The following is a 12973-nucleotide window of genomic DNA, read 5'->3' as shown; positions in this document are numbered from 1 at the left end:
GCTGCGCCAGGACGCAGACGTTTTCCGTCAGCCTATCGAGGTCATTCGTCATTGTCACTTGTCAGTGCTGACCTTAAGCTAAAAATGAACTCGCACAGCATAAGAGTGATGGCTGTGCACCATTGAAGCGGCATTGCCAGAATGTAAACCAAGCATCATGACCGACGCAGCCCCGGCACTCTCGTATCCGTTCTCTCATCTCCCGCTGCCTGGTCAAGCCATTGAAATCAAGCCAGGTGTGCTGTGGCTACGCATGCCGCTGCCGTTTTCCCTGGATCACATCAACCTCTGGGTATTGAGCGATGGTTCTGGTTGGGCGGTCGTGGACACCGGAATTCGTAGCGTGGACGTAATGAACGCATGGTTCGCCTTGTTCGCTCCTCAGGGGCCGCTAGCAGGCCGTCCTGTCTCCCGTGTAATGGCGACGCACATGCACCCGGATCACGTGGGCATGGCGGGATGGTTGACACGTCGCTTCGAATGCGCGCTGTGGATGACACGAGACGAGTATTTAAGCTGTCGGGTGATGCTTGCCGATTCAGGGCGGGAAGCGCCAGTCGATGGTGTTCGCTTCTACCGGAGAGCCGGATGGAGCGACACCGAGGTCGATGAGTATCGCACTCGGTTTGGTGACTTCGGCAAAATGATTCATCCTTTGCCTGACAGCTTTGTACGGCTCACGGATGGTCAGATGTTGCGGATCGGGAATCAGGAATGGGAGGTCATTGTTGGCACAGGACATTCTCCCGAGCACGCGTGCTTTTACTCGCGCGAACTGGATTTGCTGATATCGGGAGATCAGGTTCTTCCCAGGATCAGTTCCAATACCTCCGTGTACGCCACCGAGCCGCATGCTAATCCTTTGCAGGGCTGGCTCGACTCCATCGACCGATTGCTGCAACGCGTACCTGGGAGCGTCTTGGTTCTGCCTGCCCACAACGAACCTTTCTATGGCCTGCACCTACGGTTGGAGCAACTACGTGCGAGCGCCGTGAAAGGCACAGACCGTGTCAGGCAACAACTTGCGCAGCCTTTAAGGGTCATCGACCTAGTTCGCGTCTTGTACCGTTCGTCCACTGTTGCGGAGCAAATGCACCTCAACCTCGCGACCGGAGAGACACTCGCCCACCTGAACTATCTCGACCAGCGTGGGGAAATCGTGTCTGCAGAGGATGAAGACGGCGCCATGCGCTATCGGCTCGCCTGATGCGCTAATTTGCCCTCAAGGATGTAGAAGCAACCCAATCAAGCCCAGTCATTGACTGGGTTCTTTGTGGGGGGGTGTTTCGAGAGCAATGGGTATTTGCACCAGCGCGCCGTGTATGGCCTTCGGTCCTTTGAACACCTTGTTTGCGAAGCCGGTGTGATTCAAACTGGTCTTGAAGTGGCACCTTTCACAGATGCTCGACAGGGTTCATCTCAATTTTGCTTGACGCTTGACCTCTTGGCGCACTTGACGGGGCCCTCAGAAAGGGGCCGTTTGTCATTCGATCGGGGCGCTTCGTCATCGCGGATTGCTGCACCGGCACCTACGATTCCTTGCGTGCGCTGGACGATATGTAGCGGTGCGGCGATGACCGCCGTCCCCACGATCCGGAGCCAAGTTCAAAGGAGACAAACACGTGTGCCAAATCGACATGCAGAAGCTCGCCGACGACGCTCGCTTCAACCGCTTTCATGCCAAGGTGCTTCTATGGTGCCTGTTGATTCTCATCATTGACGGCTATGACATCGCCGTGGTGGGCATCGCCCTGCCGTCCATCATGCAGCAGATGGGCGTGAACGCATCGACTGCCGGTTTCATGGCCAGTTCGGCGCTGTTTGGCATGATGTTCGGTGCTATGGTTCTGGGCACGCTGTCCGACCGGATTGGTCGTCGCTGGGCCCTCTCCATTGGTGTCATGCTGTTCAGTGTGTTCACTGCGGCCGCCGGATTCACCAAGGACCCCATCAGCTTCAGCGTGGTGCGCTTCATTGCTGGCTTGGGGATTGGTGGCGTGCTCCCGGTCATCGTGGCACAGATGGTCGAGTATTCGCCCAAGAAGATCCGCAGCCTGATGACGGCACTGATGACTTCGGGCTACGCACTGGGCGGCATCCTGGCTGCGGTGCTGGGCAAGCAACTGATCGGCGAGTATGGCTGGCAGGCCGTGTTCATCGCGGCGGGGGTGCCCGTGCTGCTAGTTCCGTTCATCCTGAAGTTGGTGCCGGAGTCCATGACCTACCTGATCGCTCAGCGTCGCAATGGTGAGCTAGCCGAAGTGGCACGCCATCTCCAGCCGGGCGGCAAGCACCCGGCGGACGCCCAGTTCTTCGTGCCGGCAGCTGACCGCATGGCAGGTGCACCGGTTACCCGCCTTTTCCAGGACGGGCGGGGCCTGAGCACGGCGCTGTTCTGGGTCGCCTTCTTCTCGGGTCTGTTCATGGTCTATGCGCTCAGTAGCTGGCTGACCAAGCTGATGGCGATGGCTGGCTACAGCCTGGGGTCTGCCCTCAGCTTCGTGATCGCGCTGAATGTTGGCGCGATCATCGGTGCCGTGTGCGGCGGGTGGCTCGCCGACAAGTTCAACATCAAGTGGGTGCTGGTGGCGATGTATGCGCTGGGCGGCGTGCTGCTGTACCTGATGACGTTCCAGACCTTGACCGAGGTGCGCTATCTGATCATTGGCGCGGTCGGCGCCTGCACCACTGGTGCGCAACTGGTGGCCTATGCCTTCTGCGGGCAGTTCTACCCGATGTCCATCCGCTCGACCGGTATCGGCATGGCCTCCGGCGTAGGGCGCCTGGGTGCTATTGCGGCGCCTCTGCTGATCGGCCAGATCGTCGCACTGGAACTACCGCTGGAACAGAACTTCCTGGTGATCGGCGGTTTCGGAGTCCTCGGCGCAATCGCCCTGGCGTTTATCAAGTACGGCGGCCCGACGTCGGCGACTCCGCAAGAGGCCGTGCCAGAACTGCGCCCGTTGCAGCCGACACCGCAAAACGCTTGATCGCTACCATCAAAGGAGTCCGCCATGTCTGTCTATACCGCGCCCTTGCGCGACATGCTGTTCACGATGAAGGAAGTCGGAGGCCTGGAAGCGATCTGCGCCCAGCCCGGCCATGAAGAGACCACACCCGACCTGGTCGAGGCCATCCTGCAGGAGGCAGCCCACTATGCCGCCGGCGTGCTGGATTCACTCAACCGTACGGGCGATGTGCAGGGCGCGCGCTGGCACGATGGCGAGGTCACGCCCGCCGATGGCTTTCGCGAGGCCTGGTCCAGCTTCTGCGAGAACGGCTGGATTGGAATGCCGGCCTCCACAGAGTGGGGCGGTCAAGGACTGCCCACGCTGGTGTCCACCGCCGTGCTGGAGATGTGGAAATCGTCCAACCTGGCCTTCAGCCTGTGCCAGATGCTCACGCTCGGTGCCGTGGAGGCGATTGCCCACCACGGCAGCGAGGCGCTCAAGCAGCGCTTTCTGGAGCCCATGGTCGCCGGCCGCTGGACCGGCACCATGAATCTCACCGAGCCGCAGGCCGGATCCGATCTGGCCGCGCTGCGCAGCCGCGCCGTGCCCGAGGGGGATCACTACCGCATCAGCGGCAACAAGATCTTCATCACCTGGGGCGAGCACGACATGACCGAGAACATCGTGCACTTGGTGCTTGCCCGGCTGCCCGATGCGCCGCCGGGCGTGAAAGGCATCTCGCTGTTTCTGTGCCCGAAGTTCCTGGTCAATGACGACGGCTCCCTGGGCGAACGCAACGACCTGGCCTGCACCTCGATCGAGCACAAGCTGGGCATCCACGGCAGCCCCACGGCCTCTATGACTTTCGGCGACAACGGGGGCGCGATCGGTTATCTCGTCGGCGAGCCGCACCAGGGGCTGGCGTGCATGTTCACCATGATGAACCACGCACGGCTGAACGTCGGGCTGGAGGGCGTGGGCGTTTCCGAGCGTGCCTACCAGCATGCCCGGGCCTATGCGCTCGAGCGCGTGCAGGGCAAGCCGGCGCTGGCCGGCAGCAGCACCATCGCTGGCCACCCCGACGTGCGGCGCATGCTGATGGACATGAAGGCGCGCACCGAGGCCATGCGCGCGCTGGCCTATTTCTGTGCCGGCCAGATGGACCGCGTCGCCGGACACCCCGATGCGCAGGAGCGCGCGCAGGCACAGGCCCTGGTTGGCCTGCTGACGCCTGTGGTCAAAGGCTGGTGCACCGACAGCGCACAGGGCATCACCTCCGATGGCCTGCAGATTCATGGCGGCATGGGCTATATCGAGGAAACCGGGGCCGCGCAGTACTTCCGCGATGCCCGCATCACGACGATCTATGAAGGTACCACCGGCATCCAGGCCAACGACCTGATCGGCCGCAAGCTGGCACGCGAGGGGGGACGCACGCTGAAGGGCTTGTTGACACGTATCGACAGCGATGCGCGCCAGTTGATGGATGCGCGCGACCCGGAGCTCTCGTCCATCGGCGACGCGTTGATGAGAGCAGTTCGGGCTCTGGAGGACGGGGCTGACTGGCAGCTGGCCCACAGTGACGCGCAGCCGCAGGACTGCGCCGCGGGGGCGGTGCCTTTCCTGCGATTGGCGGGCACCGTGATCGGTGGCTGGCTGTCGGCGCGCATGGCCGAAGCCGCCACGGCGCAGTTGGCGGCGGATTCCAGCGATGCGGGCTTTCTGCGGGCCAAGCGCATCACGGCCAGCCACTATGCGACGCACATCCTGGTGGAGGCCTCCGCGCTGCGCGACATCGTGGTCCATGGCGCGGCCAGCACGTTGGCATTGTCGGACGACCAGCTCTGAGAGATATAGACGATGAACGACCTGAATGGCTACGACGTCGAGGATCTGCAGCCGGGCATGAACGCCTGCTTCTCGAAGACCATTACCGAAGCGGACATCGTGATGTTTGCTGGCGTCTCCGGCGATACCAATGCGGTACATCTCAACGAAGAGTTCGCGGCCACGACGCGATTTGGCGCACGCATCGCGCACGGCTTTCTGACGGCCAGCGTGATTTCTGCAGCGGTCGCAAACCGGCTGCCGGGGCCAGGTACGGTCTATCTGGGGCAGCAATTGCGCTTCAAGGTGCCTGTCAAACCGGGCGACACCGTTCATGCCGCGGTCACCGTACTGTCGGTGGAGGTGGCCAAGGCACGGGCAGTGCTGTCCACGGTCTGCCGAGTCAAGGACACCGTAGTCATCGAGGGCGAGGCAACGGTGATGATCACTTCGCGTGCGCAGCGCGCAGCAAGCGAGCTCCAGGCCATGCCCTCGGTGGCCTGAACCTCAATAGGAAATCCTCTCATGAAAATTCTCGTATCCGTAAAACGCGTGGTGGACTACAACGTCAAGGTGCGTGTGAAGTCCGACGGCAGCGGCGTGGACATCGCCAACGTCAAGATGAGCATGAACCCCTTCGACGAGATTGCTGTTGAGGAAGCCGTGCGCCTGAAAGAAAAAGGCGTGGTCACCGAAGTGATCGCCGTCTCCTGCGGCGTGGCCCAGTGCCAGGAAACGCTGCGCACTGCCATGGCCATCGGCGCCGACCGCGGCATCCTGGTCGAGACCAATGAAGAACTGCAGCCGCTGGCCGTGGCCAAGCTGCTCAAGGCTCTGATCGAAAAGGAACAGCCCGGCCTCGTGATCCTGGGCAAGCAGGCCATCGACGACGACTGCAACCAGACGGGTCAGATGCTGGCGGCGCTGGCCGACCTGCCGCAAGCCACCTTCGCCTCCAAGGTCGAGATCGCTGGCGACAAGGTGAACGTGACCCGCGAAGTGGACGGCGGCCTCGAAACCCTGGCGCTGAACATACCTGCGGTCATCACCACCGACCTGCGCCTGAACGAGCCGCGCTACGTCACGCTGCCCAACATCATGAAGGCCAAGAAGAAACAGCTGGACACCTTCAAGCCCGAGGAACTGGGCGTGGACGTGGCACCCCGCATCAAGACGCTGAAGGTCAGCGAGCCGCCCAAGCGCGGCGCCGGAGTCAAGGTGCCCGACGCGGCCACCCTCATTGACAAGCTCAAGAACGAAGCCAAGGTCATCTAAGGCTCATCACAACAACATCGAAAGGACACCAGCCATGACCGCACTCGTTATTGCAGATCACGACAACGCAAGCATCAAGAGCGCCACCCTCAACACCGTCACGGCCGCCAAGGCCTGCGTCGGTGACGTGCACGTGCTCGTCGCCGGCGAGAACGCCGCCGCCGCCGCTGCCGCCGCCGCCCAGATCGCTGGCGTCGCCAAGGTCATCCACGCCGACGGCGCGAGCCTGAAGCACGGCCTGGCCGAGAACATCGCCGCCCAGGTGCTGGCCATCGCGGGCAACTACAGCCACATCCTGTTCCCAGCCACCGCCGGCGGCAAGAACGTGGCCCCCCGCGTGGCCGCCAAGCTCGACGTGGCGCAGATCAGCGACATCACCAAGGTCGACGGCCCCGACACCTTCGAGCGCCCCATCTACGCCGGCAACGCCATCGCCACCGTGCAATCGGGCGACGCCACCAAGGTCATCACCGTGCGCGGCACTGGCTTCGACGCCGCGTCCGCCACCGGTGGCGCAGCAGCGGTCGAGACCGTCGCCGCCGTCGCCGACTCCGGCAAGAGCAGTTTCGTGGGTTCCGAGATCGTCAAGAGCGACCGTCCCGAGCTGACGGCCGCCAAGATCATCGTCTCGGGTGGCCGGGCGCTGGGCAGCGAAGAGAAGTTCAAGGAAGTCATCACCCCGCTGGCCGACAAGCTGGGCGCCGCCATCGGTGCCAGCCGCGCCGCGGTGGACGCGGGCTACGCCCCCAACGACCTGCAGGTCGGCCAGACCGGCAAGATCGTGGCGCCGCAGCTGTACATCGCCTGCGGCATCTCGGGCGCGATCCAGCACCTGGCGGGCATGAAGGACAGCAAGGTGATCGTGGCGATCAACAAGGACCCGGAGGCGCCGATCTTCTCGGTGGCCGACTACGGGCTGGAGGCGGACCTGTTTGCCGCCGTGCCGGAGATGACAGCAATTATCTAAATAGGAGCATGACTATGGCCTTGCTGCGCCAGTATTTGTTCGAACTGCGAGCGGCCCTTGAGGCAGGCGCGGCAAGTTGCGATAGCCAAGAAGTGCCGAGTATATTGAATCCCTGTTTTACCGAAATTGCTGCTATCGATCCATCAACCATGGCGGAATCAAATGTGCTATTCAGACCATCTTCGATTGTCAACAAGGTACCACTAGTTCAATGAAGCGGGTCTTGTAGTAATCGCACTCAGTCGCTAACTCGCCGACAACGACTTACAGGCTCGATATATTGGTACATCGGCATTACGACCGGTATTCTCCGCCTTCAAAGTCCCAAGAATCCGGGGGGGGCTTGCGTGTCGCAGGAATGGAAAATTTTCCAATGGAGCTTAGACATTTACGCTACTTTCTCACGGTCGCCGAGGAGCTTCACTTTGCTCGGGCTGCAGAAAAACTGCATATGGATCAGTCACCTCTATCCCGTGCCATCAAAGATCTGGAAGACGAACTAGGAGCAAAGCTATTCACCCGTACCACACGCAACATTCGACTGACTCATGCCGGCAAAGTATTTCTGGAGCGGGTTCCACGTATCTTTGAGGCACTGGAACAAGCGCGCGATGGTGCGAAATCGGCCGCCAGTGGGTTTCATGGCCAGTTGCGCATTGCCCTGTCCGACGGTATCACGCCATCGCGGCTGCCTGCCTTGCTGGCCCGTAGCCGCGAGGAAGAGCCCGAAGTAGAAATCCGCCTGTTCGAGGTACCACTGGATCAGCAGATCAGAGGCTTGCAAGAAGACCTGTACGACGCGGGCTTGTCTATGGCGGACGAGGTAGGCGACGGCATCGTGACGACTCCCGCGTGGGATGACGAATTGATGGTGGCGCTGTCTTTGCGCCACCCCTTGCTGGAGCACCGGCGCATTCCGCTGGAGATGGTGTTGCAGCAACGGTTGGTGCTCGGCGACCCGGCCGCATGCCAGGGGCATACTCGCCAGATAGACCGCATCCTGCAGAAGCGGGACGAGGAGTTGCAGATCCTCCAGCGCGTTGCCACCTTCGACGTGATGATGGCCCTGGTATCCGCAGGACTGGCGGTTGGTCTGGCAGGTGCAGCGCATATCGCATCCAGTAAAGAGCCTGGAGTCAAGGCCCGTCAGTTGGCGGGAACGCCACCCATGCTGACAACTTATCTGCTGCGTCGAGATACTGAACCGTCACCGATGCTGACCCGGTTCATTCAACGTGTCGTCACCATGGATTCGGCTGGTGCCGATAACGTGACCGATTCGTGAATCCGAAATCCAAAGGACGCTCGCCATGAACAAAATCGTGATGTCCGTGATTGCCGTTGTGATGACGGCCTGTGGTCCTGCCAATCCTACAGAGACAGTGGATGAGCTGGTGGCGAACCCCGCACGCATCAAGGAAATCCAGCGCCAATGCAAGGAAGATCGCGCGAAGATCGGCGATGAACTTTGCATGCGCGCAGCCGCAGCCGCCGAACGGCGCTTCTTCGGCGACAGGCCGGAGCAGAAGAAAGCCCCGTAGCCCACGCAAGGCGCACCGGCGTCGCGCTTCTGCGACAGCTTGCGCACTGTTACCTCGATACGCCGCAGCGCCTTTGTGCCTGCGGCATTTTTATTGTCTTCGCCACAGCAAGAACTATGGCTTTTTAAGCCTTAATCCCGGCGATTTCAGTCTTTGACCGGTACTCCCTATGGCATTGATCCTGATAGGGGCGGCACGTTGTTGTGCCGTTCTCGGAGGCAGGATCATGCAAGGGACGAACGTGCTGTTCGGTCAGATTGCCGTCGTATTCGGCATCGTGATCGCCGGAGTGTGGAGCGCCACGCAATGGACGGCAGCGGCTCTGGGGTACCAGCTACGCCTGGGATCGCCGTGGTTCGATTTCCTCGGCACGCCGGTCTATCACCCGTGGCGCCTGTTCGAGTGGTGGTTCTTCTTCGATGCCTACGCGCCGCATGTCTTCGACGTGGGCGGGGTCATTGCAGCGGGCAGTGGCCTGTTCGCGGTGCTGGTCGCCATCGGCATGTCGATCTGGCGCTCGCGCCAGTCCAAGCTGGTCACGACCTATGGCTCTGCGCGCTGGGCCAACGCGGAGGACATTCACAAAGCGGGCCTTGACCAGTCCGCGGGCGTGTTCCTCGGCCTGCATCGCCAGCAGTACCTGCGCCATGAAGGCCCGGAACACGTCCTGACCTTCGCGCCCACCCGCTCGGGCAAGGGTGTGGGCCTAGTGGTGCCGACCCTGCTGTCGTGGCCCGCATCCGCCGTCATCCACGACATCAAGGGCGAGAACTGGAGCATTACCGCAGGTTGGCGTTCGCGCTTCTCGCACTGCCTGCTGTTCAACCCGACGGATAGCCAGTCGGCGGCCTACAACCCGCTGCTCGAAGTGCGGCGCGGCGGGCATGAGGTGCGCGACGTGCAGAACATCGCGGACATCCTGGTCGATCCAGAAGGCGCACTGGAGCGGCGCAACCACTGGGAGAAGACTTCGCATGCGCTGCTGGTTGGAGCCATCCTGCATGTGCTCTACGCGGGCGAAGACAAGACGCTGCGCGGCGTGGCGAACTTCCTTTCCGATCCTGCCTGCCCATTCGATCTGACCTTGCACCGCATGATGACCACGCCCCACCTCGTGAATGAGGAGGGTGGTGGCCCGCATCCGGTGGTGGCTTCAGCGGCGCGCGAAGTGCTCAACAAGAGCGACAACGAGCGCTCGGGCGTGCTGTCCACGGCCATGTCGTTCTTGGGCCTCTACCGCGACCCTACGGTGGCCGAAGTCACGTCGCGCTGCGACTGGCGCATCGCTGACCTGATCGCGGCCGAGCATCCGGTGTCGCTGTACTTGGTGGTGCCGCCTTCGGACATTTCGCGGACGAAGCCGCTGATCCGCCTGATCCTCAACCAGATCGGGCGACGCCTCACCGAATCGCTTGACGGCTCCGATGGCATCGAGCGCCGCCACAAGCTGCTGCTGATGCTCGATGAATTCCCCGCGCTCGGGCGGCTGGATTTCTTCGAGACGGCGCTGGCCTTCATGGCGGGCTACGGCATCCGCAGCTTCCTGATCGCGCAGAGCCTGAACCAGATCGATAAGGCCTACGGCCAGAACCATTCGATCCTGGACAACTGCCATGTGCGCGTGACCTTCGCCACCAACGATGAGCGCACCGCCAAGCGGATATCCGAGACACTGGGAACCGCCACCGAACTGCGCGCGCAGCGCAACTATGCCGGCCATCGGCTCGCGCCCTGGCTGGGGCACCTCATGGTGTCACGGCAGGAGACAGCCCGCCCGCTGCTGACGGCCGGCGAAGTCATGCAGCTACCGCCCGACGAGGCGGTGGTGATGGTCTCCAGCGTGGCGCCGATCAAGGCCAGGAAGCTGCGCTACTACGCGGACGCCAACTTCAAGCGACGGGTGCTGCCGCCGCCGGTGCTCGCCGCGGGGCGCTATGCCGACGTGCCGCCGGCCCGTGCGGATGACTGGAGTGGGCTGGCGATTCCCGCCGTGCCCGTCGCACCGGCCGCGGCATCGGCCGATGGCCTGGAGCACCTGGGTTCGACCGATGACGGCGGCCCGCGCCGTCAGCCCGAACTCTCCGAGACCGTCGCCTACGACCCCGACCTGGTTGCGCCCGCAGCCGACCTCGGGCTGCTCGATGACGACGACATGCCTTTGCCTCTTTCGGTCTCCCTCCCGCGCCAGCTCGACCCGGCCCTGCAGCGCACGGCCCGGCTGGCATCCCTCGACCCTGACGACGGAATCGCGCTATGAGTCAGCACCGCTTGAATCTCTTCATCCAGCCCGAGCACGCCAGGCGGCTCGACGAACTGGCCGCCGCCAAGGGCGTGTCCAAGTCCAGCATCGTCGCGGCAGCGCTTGCATCGTGGCTGTCGCCCGACGCTGGCGACCAGCGCGAAGCCGCCATCGCCAAGCGACTGGATCGCCTGTCGCGCCACGCCGAGCGCCTGGAGCGCGACCAGAACATTGCCATCGAAACGCTGGCGCTGTTCATCCGCTACTTCCTGACCGTCAGCACACCTGTTCCCGAGGCCCATCAGGACGCCGCCCGCGCCCAGGGTAAGGCCCGCTTCGAGCAGTTTGTCGAACAGCTTGGCCGCCACCTGCTGCGTGGGCGCAGTCTGGTGCGCGACGTGGTGGACGAACTGAATCCCGATCCGATGCGGATGGCGGACACGGCCGAAGCACAGGAGCGAGCCTCATGAGCGCCGTTCCTTCCTCCTTCACGGCCACATCGCTGGATCGCCGCATCCAGATGCTGCGCACGGCAATGGGGCCGCTGATCGCTGCCGCGCTCGAAGACCCGGACGTGGTGGAAATCATGCTCAATCCCGACCGGACGCTCTGGGTGGATCGCCTGTCCACGGGCCGCGCGCCGATGGGCGTGGAGCTGTCCGAGGCCGATGGCGAACGCATCATCCGCCTCGTGGCTGCCCACGTCGGCGCCGAAGTGCATCGGGGTCAGCCACTGCTGACAGCCGAGCTGCCGGAAACCGGCGAACGCTTCGAGGGCATCCTGCCGCCCGCTGCACCGGGGCCAGCCTTCGCGCTGCGCAAGCGCGCCTTCGGCGTGATCCCGTTGTCGCGCTACATCGAGGACGGGATGATGACCGCCGCACAGGCGGGCCTGCTGGTGCGCGCTGTGCGCGAGCGCCAGAACATCCTGATCGCCGGTGGGACGAGTACCGGCAAGACCACCCTGGCCAATGCGTTGCTGGCCGAGATCGCCGCCACCGGCGACCGCGTGCTGGTGCTCGAAGACACGGTGGAGCTGCAATGCGCAGCCCGCGACCACGTACCGCTGCGCACACGCCAGGGCGTGGTGTCCATGACCGAGCTGGTGCGGTCTTCGATGCGCCTGCGCCCGGATCGTGTCGTCGTCGGCGAGGTGCGCGGCGCCGAGGCGCTGGATCTCATCAAGGTCTGGGGCACCGGCCATCCAGGCGGCGTCGCCACCATCCACGCCGGCTCCGCGCTGGGCGCATTGCTGCGCCTGGAGCAACTGATTCTCGAAGTGGCGGTGAACCCGCCCCGTGCGCTGATCGCGGAAGCGGTCAATGTGGTCATCCACATCGCCGGGCGCGGGCGCAAGCGCCGCATCGAGAGCATCGCCCGCGTCGTCGGCTTCGATGGCGTGGGCTACCAACTGGCGGATGCACTGGAGGCTCCATTCCCGGAGCTGCTGCCGCAGTCCGACCTTTCCTCCCCGTCCCCTGACCACTCTGGAGAACTGCCATGACGCAGATGATCGTTCCTGCTTTCCGTACTTCCGCAAATCCTCTTCGCCGGCCCGCGCGGCTGGATAACCTGGCTCGCCCGGCCATGCAAGGCTTGATGCTCGCGGCGCTGATGCTGCTGCTTGCGGGCACCGCCCAGGCCGCGGGTTCCTCGATGCCCTGGGAAGGGCCGCTGCAATCCATCCTCGAATCCATCCAGGGGCCGGTGGCCCGGATCATCGCGGTCATCATCATCATCGCCACGGGCCTGGCGCTGGCCTTCGGCGATACCTCGGGCGGGTTCCGCAAGCTGATCCAGATCGTCTTCGGTCTGTCGATCGCGTTTGCCGCGTCCTCGTTCTTCCTGTCGTTCTTCAGCTTCTCGGGCGGGGCCGTCGTATGAACGCGGCCCACGATGGCGTGCAGGGCTTCGCTCCCGGCTTTGAGGTGCCGCTGCATCGCTCGCTGACCGAGCCGATTTTGATGGGCGGCGCTCCGCGCACCGTGGCCATCACCAACGGCACCTTGGCCGCTGCCGTGGGCCTGGGCTTGCAGATGTGGATTCCCGGCGTGGTGCTCTGGATCGTCGGTCATGCGCTGGCGGTTTGGGGCGCGCGCGTCGATCCGCAGTTCATGCAGGTCTTCGCCCGCCACATCAAGCACCGGCCGCTGCTGGACGTGTGAGGGGAATG

At 63.3% G+C, this 12973-nt stretch carries 14 protein-coding genes; all 14 read left to right on the top strand.

Going from position 1 to position 12973, the window contains the following annotated elements; translation table 11 throughout:
• The first annotated feature begins 157 nt into the window (after positions 1-157).
• A complete protein-coding gene (locus C6P64_RS07255) occupies positions 158-1207 on the top strand; it encodes an MBL fold metallo-hydrolase (RefSeq protein ID WP_021025934.1) in 1050 nt (349 codons plus the stop codon).
• Positions 1208-1622: 415 nt separating this feature from the next.
• Positions 1623-2990: an MFS transporter gene (locus tag C6P64_RS07250; RefSeq protein WP_017234568.1), complete on the top strand. Its 1368-nt coding sequence runs from the start codon at positions 1623-1625 to the stop codon at positions 2988-2990.
• 24 nt (positions 2991-3014) lie between these two features.
• Positions 3015-4799 (top strand): acyl-CoA dehydrogenase, encoded by a 1785-nt coding sequence (locus tag C6P64_RS07245; protein ID WP_034201270.1) that lies wholly within the window; start codon positions 3015-3017, stop codon positions 4797-4799.
• Between the two features lie 12 nt (positions 4800-4811).
• Positions 4812-5282, top strand: a complete 471-nt coding sequence (locus tag C6P64_RS07240; protein ID WP_008642609.1) for a MaoC family dehydratase — start codon at positions 4812-4814, stop codon at positions 5280-5282.
• A gap of 21 nt (positions 5283-5303) precedes the next feature.
• Positions 5304-6053, top strand: a complete 750-nt coding sequence (locus tag C6P64_RS07235) for an electron transfer flavoprotein subunit beta/FixA family protein (protein ID WP_008642611.1) — start codon at positions 5304-5306, stop codon at positions 6051-6053.
• A 34-nt stretch (positions 6054-6087) separates the two neighbouring features.
• Positions 6088-7020, top strand: a complete 933-nt coding sequence (locus C6P64_RS07230; RefSeq protein WP_008642612.1) for an electron transfer flavoprotein subunit alpha/FixB family protein — start codon at positions 6088-6090, stop codon at positions 7018-7020.
• Positions 7021-7034: 14 nt separating this feature from the next.
• Complete coding sequence (locus C6P64_RS17925; RefSeq protein WP_124988613.1) at positions 7035-7235, top strand: hypothetical protein; 201 nt, start codon at positions 7035-7037, stop codon at positions 7233-7235.
• A 158-nt stretch (positions 7236-7393) separates the two neighbouring features.
• Positions 7394-8305 (top strand): LysR family transcriptional regulator, encoded by a 912-nt coding sequence (locus tag C6P64_RS07225; protein WP_008642614.1) that lies wholly within the window; start codon positions 7394-7396, stop codon positions 8303-8305.
• Between the two features lie 25 nt (positions 8306-8330).
• Positions 8331-8561 (top strand): EexN family lipoprotein, encoded by a 231-nt coding sequence (locus C6P64_RS07220; protein WP_008642615.1) that lies wholly within the window; start codon positions 8331-8333, stop codon positions 8559-8561.
• Positions 8562-8787: 226 nt separating this feature from the next.
• Entirely contained in the window at positions 8788-10818 is a 2031-nt protein-coding gene (locus C6P64_RS07215) for a conjugal transfer protein TraG (RefSeq protein WP_008642616.1), read from the top strand.
• Positions 10815-11270: a ribbon-helix-helix protein, CopG family gene (locus C6P64_RS07210; RefSeq protein WP_008642617.1), complete on the top strand. Its 456-nt coding sequence runs from the start codon at positions 10815-10817 to the stop codon at positions 11268-11270. Before C6P64_RS07215 ends, C6P64_RS07210 begins: the two co-directional genes overlap by 4 nt.
• Positions 11267-12304, top strand: a complete 1038-nt coding sequence (gene trbB / locus C6P64_RS07205) for a P-type conjugative transfer ATPase TrbB (RefSeq protein WP_008642618.1) — start codon at positions 11267-11269, stop codon at positions 12302-12304. The genes C6P64_RS07210 and trbB overlap by 4 nt, the downstream gene beginning before the upstream one ends.
• Positions 12301-12684 carry a TrbC/VirB2 family type IV secretion system protein gene (locus tag C6P64_RS07200; RefSeq protein WP_008642619.1) on the top strand — a complete coding sequence of 128 codons (384 nt, stop codon included), beginning with the start codon at positions 12301-12303 and terminating at the stop codon, positions 12682-12684. Before trbB ends, C6P64_RS07200 begins: the two co-directional genes overlap by 4 nt.
• On the top strand, positions 12681-12965 hold the full coding sequence (locus tag C6P64_RS07195) for a VirB3 family type IV secretion system protein (RefSeq protein ID WP_008642620.1): 285 nt from the start codon (positions 12681-12683) through the stop codon (positions 12963-12965). Before C6P64_RS07200 ends, C6P64_RS07195 begins: the two co-directional genes overlap by 4 nt.
• Positions 12966-12973 lie beyond the last annotated feature (8 nt).

It is taken from the genome of Malikia granosa (assembly GCF_002980595.1).
Taxonomy (GTDB): Bacteria; Pseudomonadota; Gammaproteobacteria; order Burkholderiales; family Burkholderiaceae_C; genus Malikia; species Malikia granosa.
This window is presented reverse-complemented; position numbering and strand designations above follow the sequence as displayed.

What these genes read in the sequence shown, in the direction of transcription:
- C6P64_RS07255 (WP_021025934.1), top strand. Translation starts at nt 158, where the DNA reads ATGACCGACGCAGCCCCGGCACTCTCGTATCCGTTCTCTCATCTCCCG.
- C6P64_RS07245 (WP_034201270.1), top strand. Translation starts at nt 3,015, where the DNA reads ATGTCTGTCTATACCGCGCCCTTGCGCGACATGCTGTTCACGATGAAG.
- C6P64_RS07240 (WP_008642609.1), top strand. Translation starts at nt 4,812, where the DNA reads ATGAACGACCTGAATGGCTACGACGTCGAGGATCTGCAGCCGGGCATG.
- C6P64_RS07235 (WP_008642611.1), top strand. Translation starts at nt 5,304, where the DNA reads ATGAAAATTCTCGTATCCGTAAAACGCGTGGTGGACTACAACGTCAAG.
- C6P64_RS07230 (WP_008642612.1), top strand. Translation starts at nt 6,088, where the DNA reads ATGACCGCACTCGTTATTGCAGATCACGACAACGCAAGCATCAAGAGC.
- C6P64_RS17925 (WP_124988613.1), top strand. Translation starts at nt 7,035, where the DNA reads ATGGCCTTGCTGCGCCAGTATTTGTTCGAACTGCGAGCGGCCCTTGAG.
- C6P64_RS07225 (WP_008642614.1), top strand. Translation starts at nt 7,394, where the DNA reads ATGGAGCTTAGACATTTACGCTACTTTCTCACGGTCGCCGAGGAGCTT.
- C6P64_RS07220 (WP_008642615.1), top strand. Translation starts at nt 8,331, where the DNA reads ATGAACAAAATCGTGATGTCCGTGATTGCCGTTGTGATGACGGCCTGT.
- C6P64_RS07215 (WP_008642616.1), top strand. Translation starts at nt 8,788, where the DNA reads ATGCAAGGGACGAACGTGCTGTTCGGTCAGATTGCCGTCGTATTCGGC.
- C6P64_RS07210 (WP_008642617.1), top strand. Translation starts at nt 10,815, where the DNA reads ATGAGTCAGCACCGCTTGAATCTCTTCATCCAGCCCGAGCACGCCAGG.
- trbB (WP_008642618.1), top strand. Translation starts at nt 11,267, where the DNA reads ATGAGCGCCGTTCCTTCCTCCTTCACGGCCACATCGCTGGATCGCCGC.
- C6P64_RS07200 (WP_008642619.1), top strand. Translation starts at nt 12,301, where the DNA reads ATGACGCAGATGATCGTTCCTGCTTTCCGTACTTCCGCAAATCCTCTT.
- C6P64_RS07195 (WP_008642620.1), top strand. Translation starts at nt 12,681, where the DNA reads ATGAACGCGGCCCACGATGGCGTGCAGGGCTTCGCTCCCGGCTTTGAG.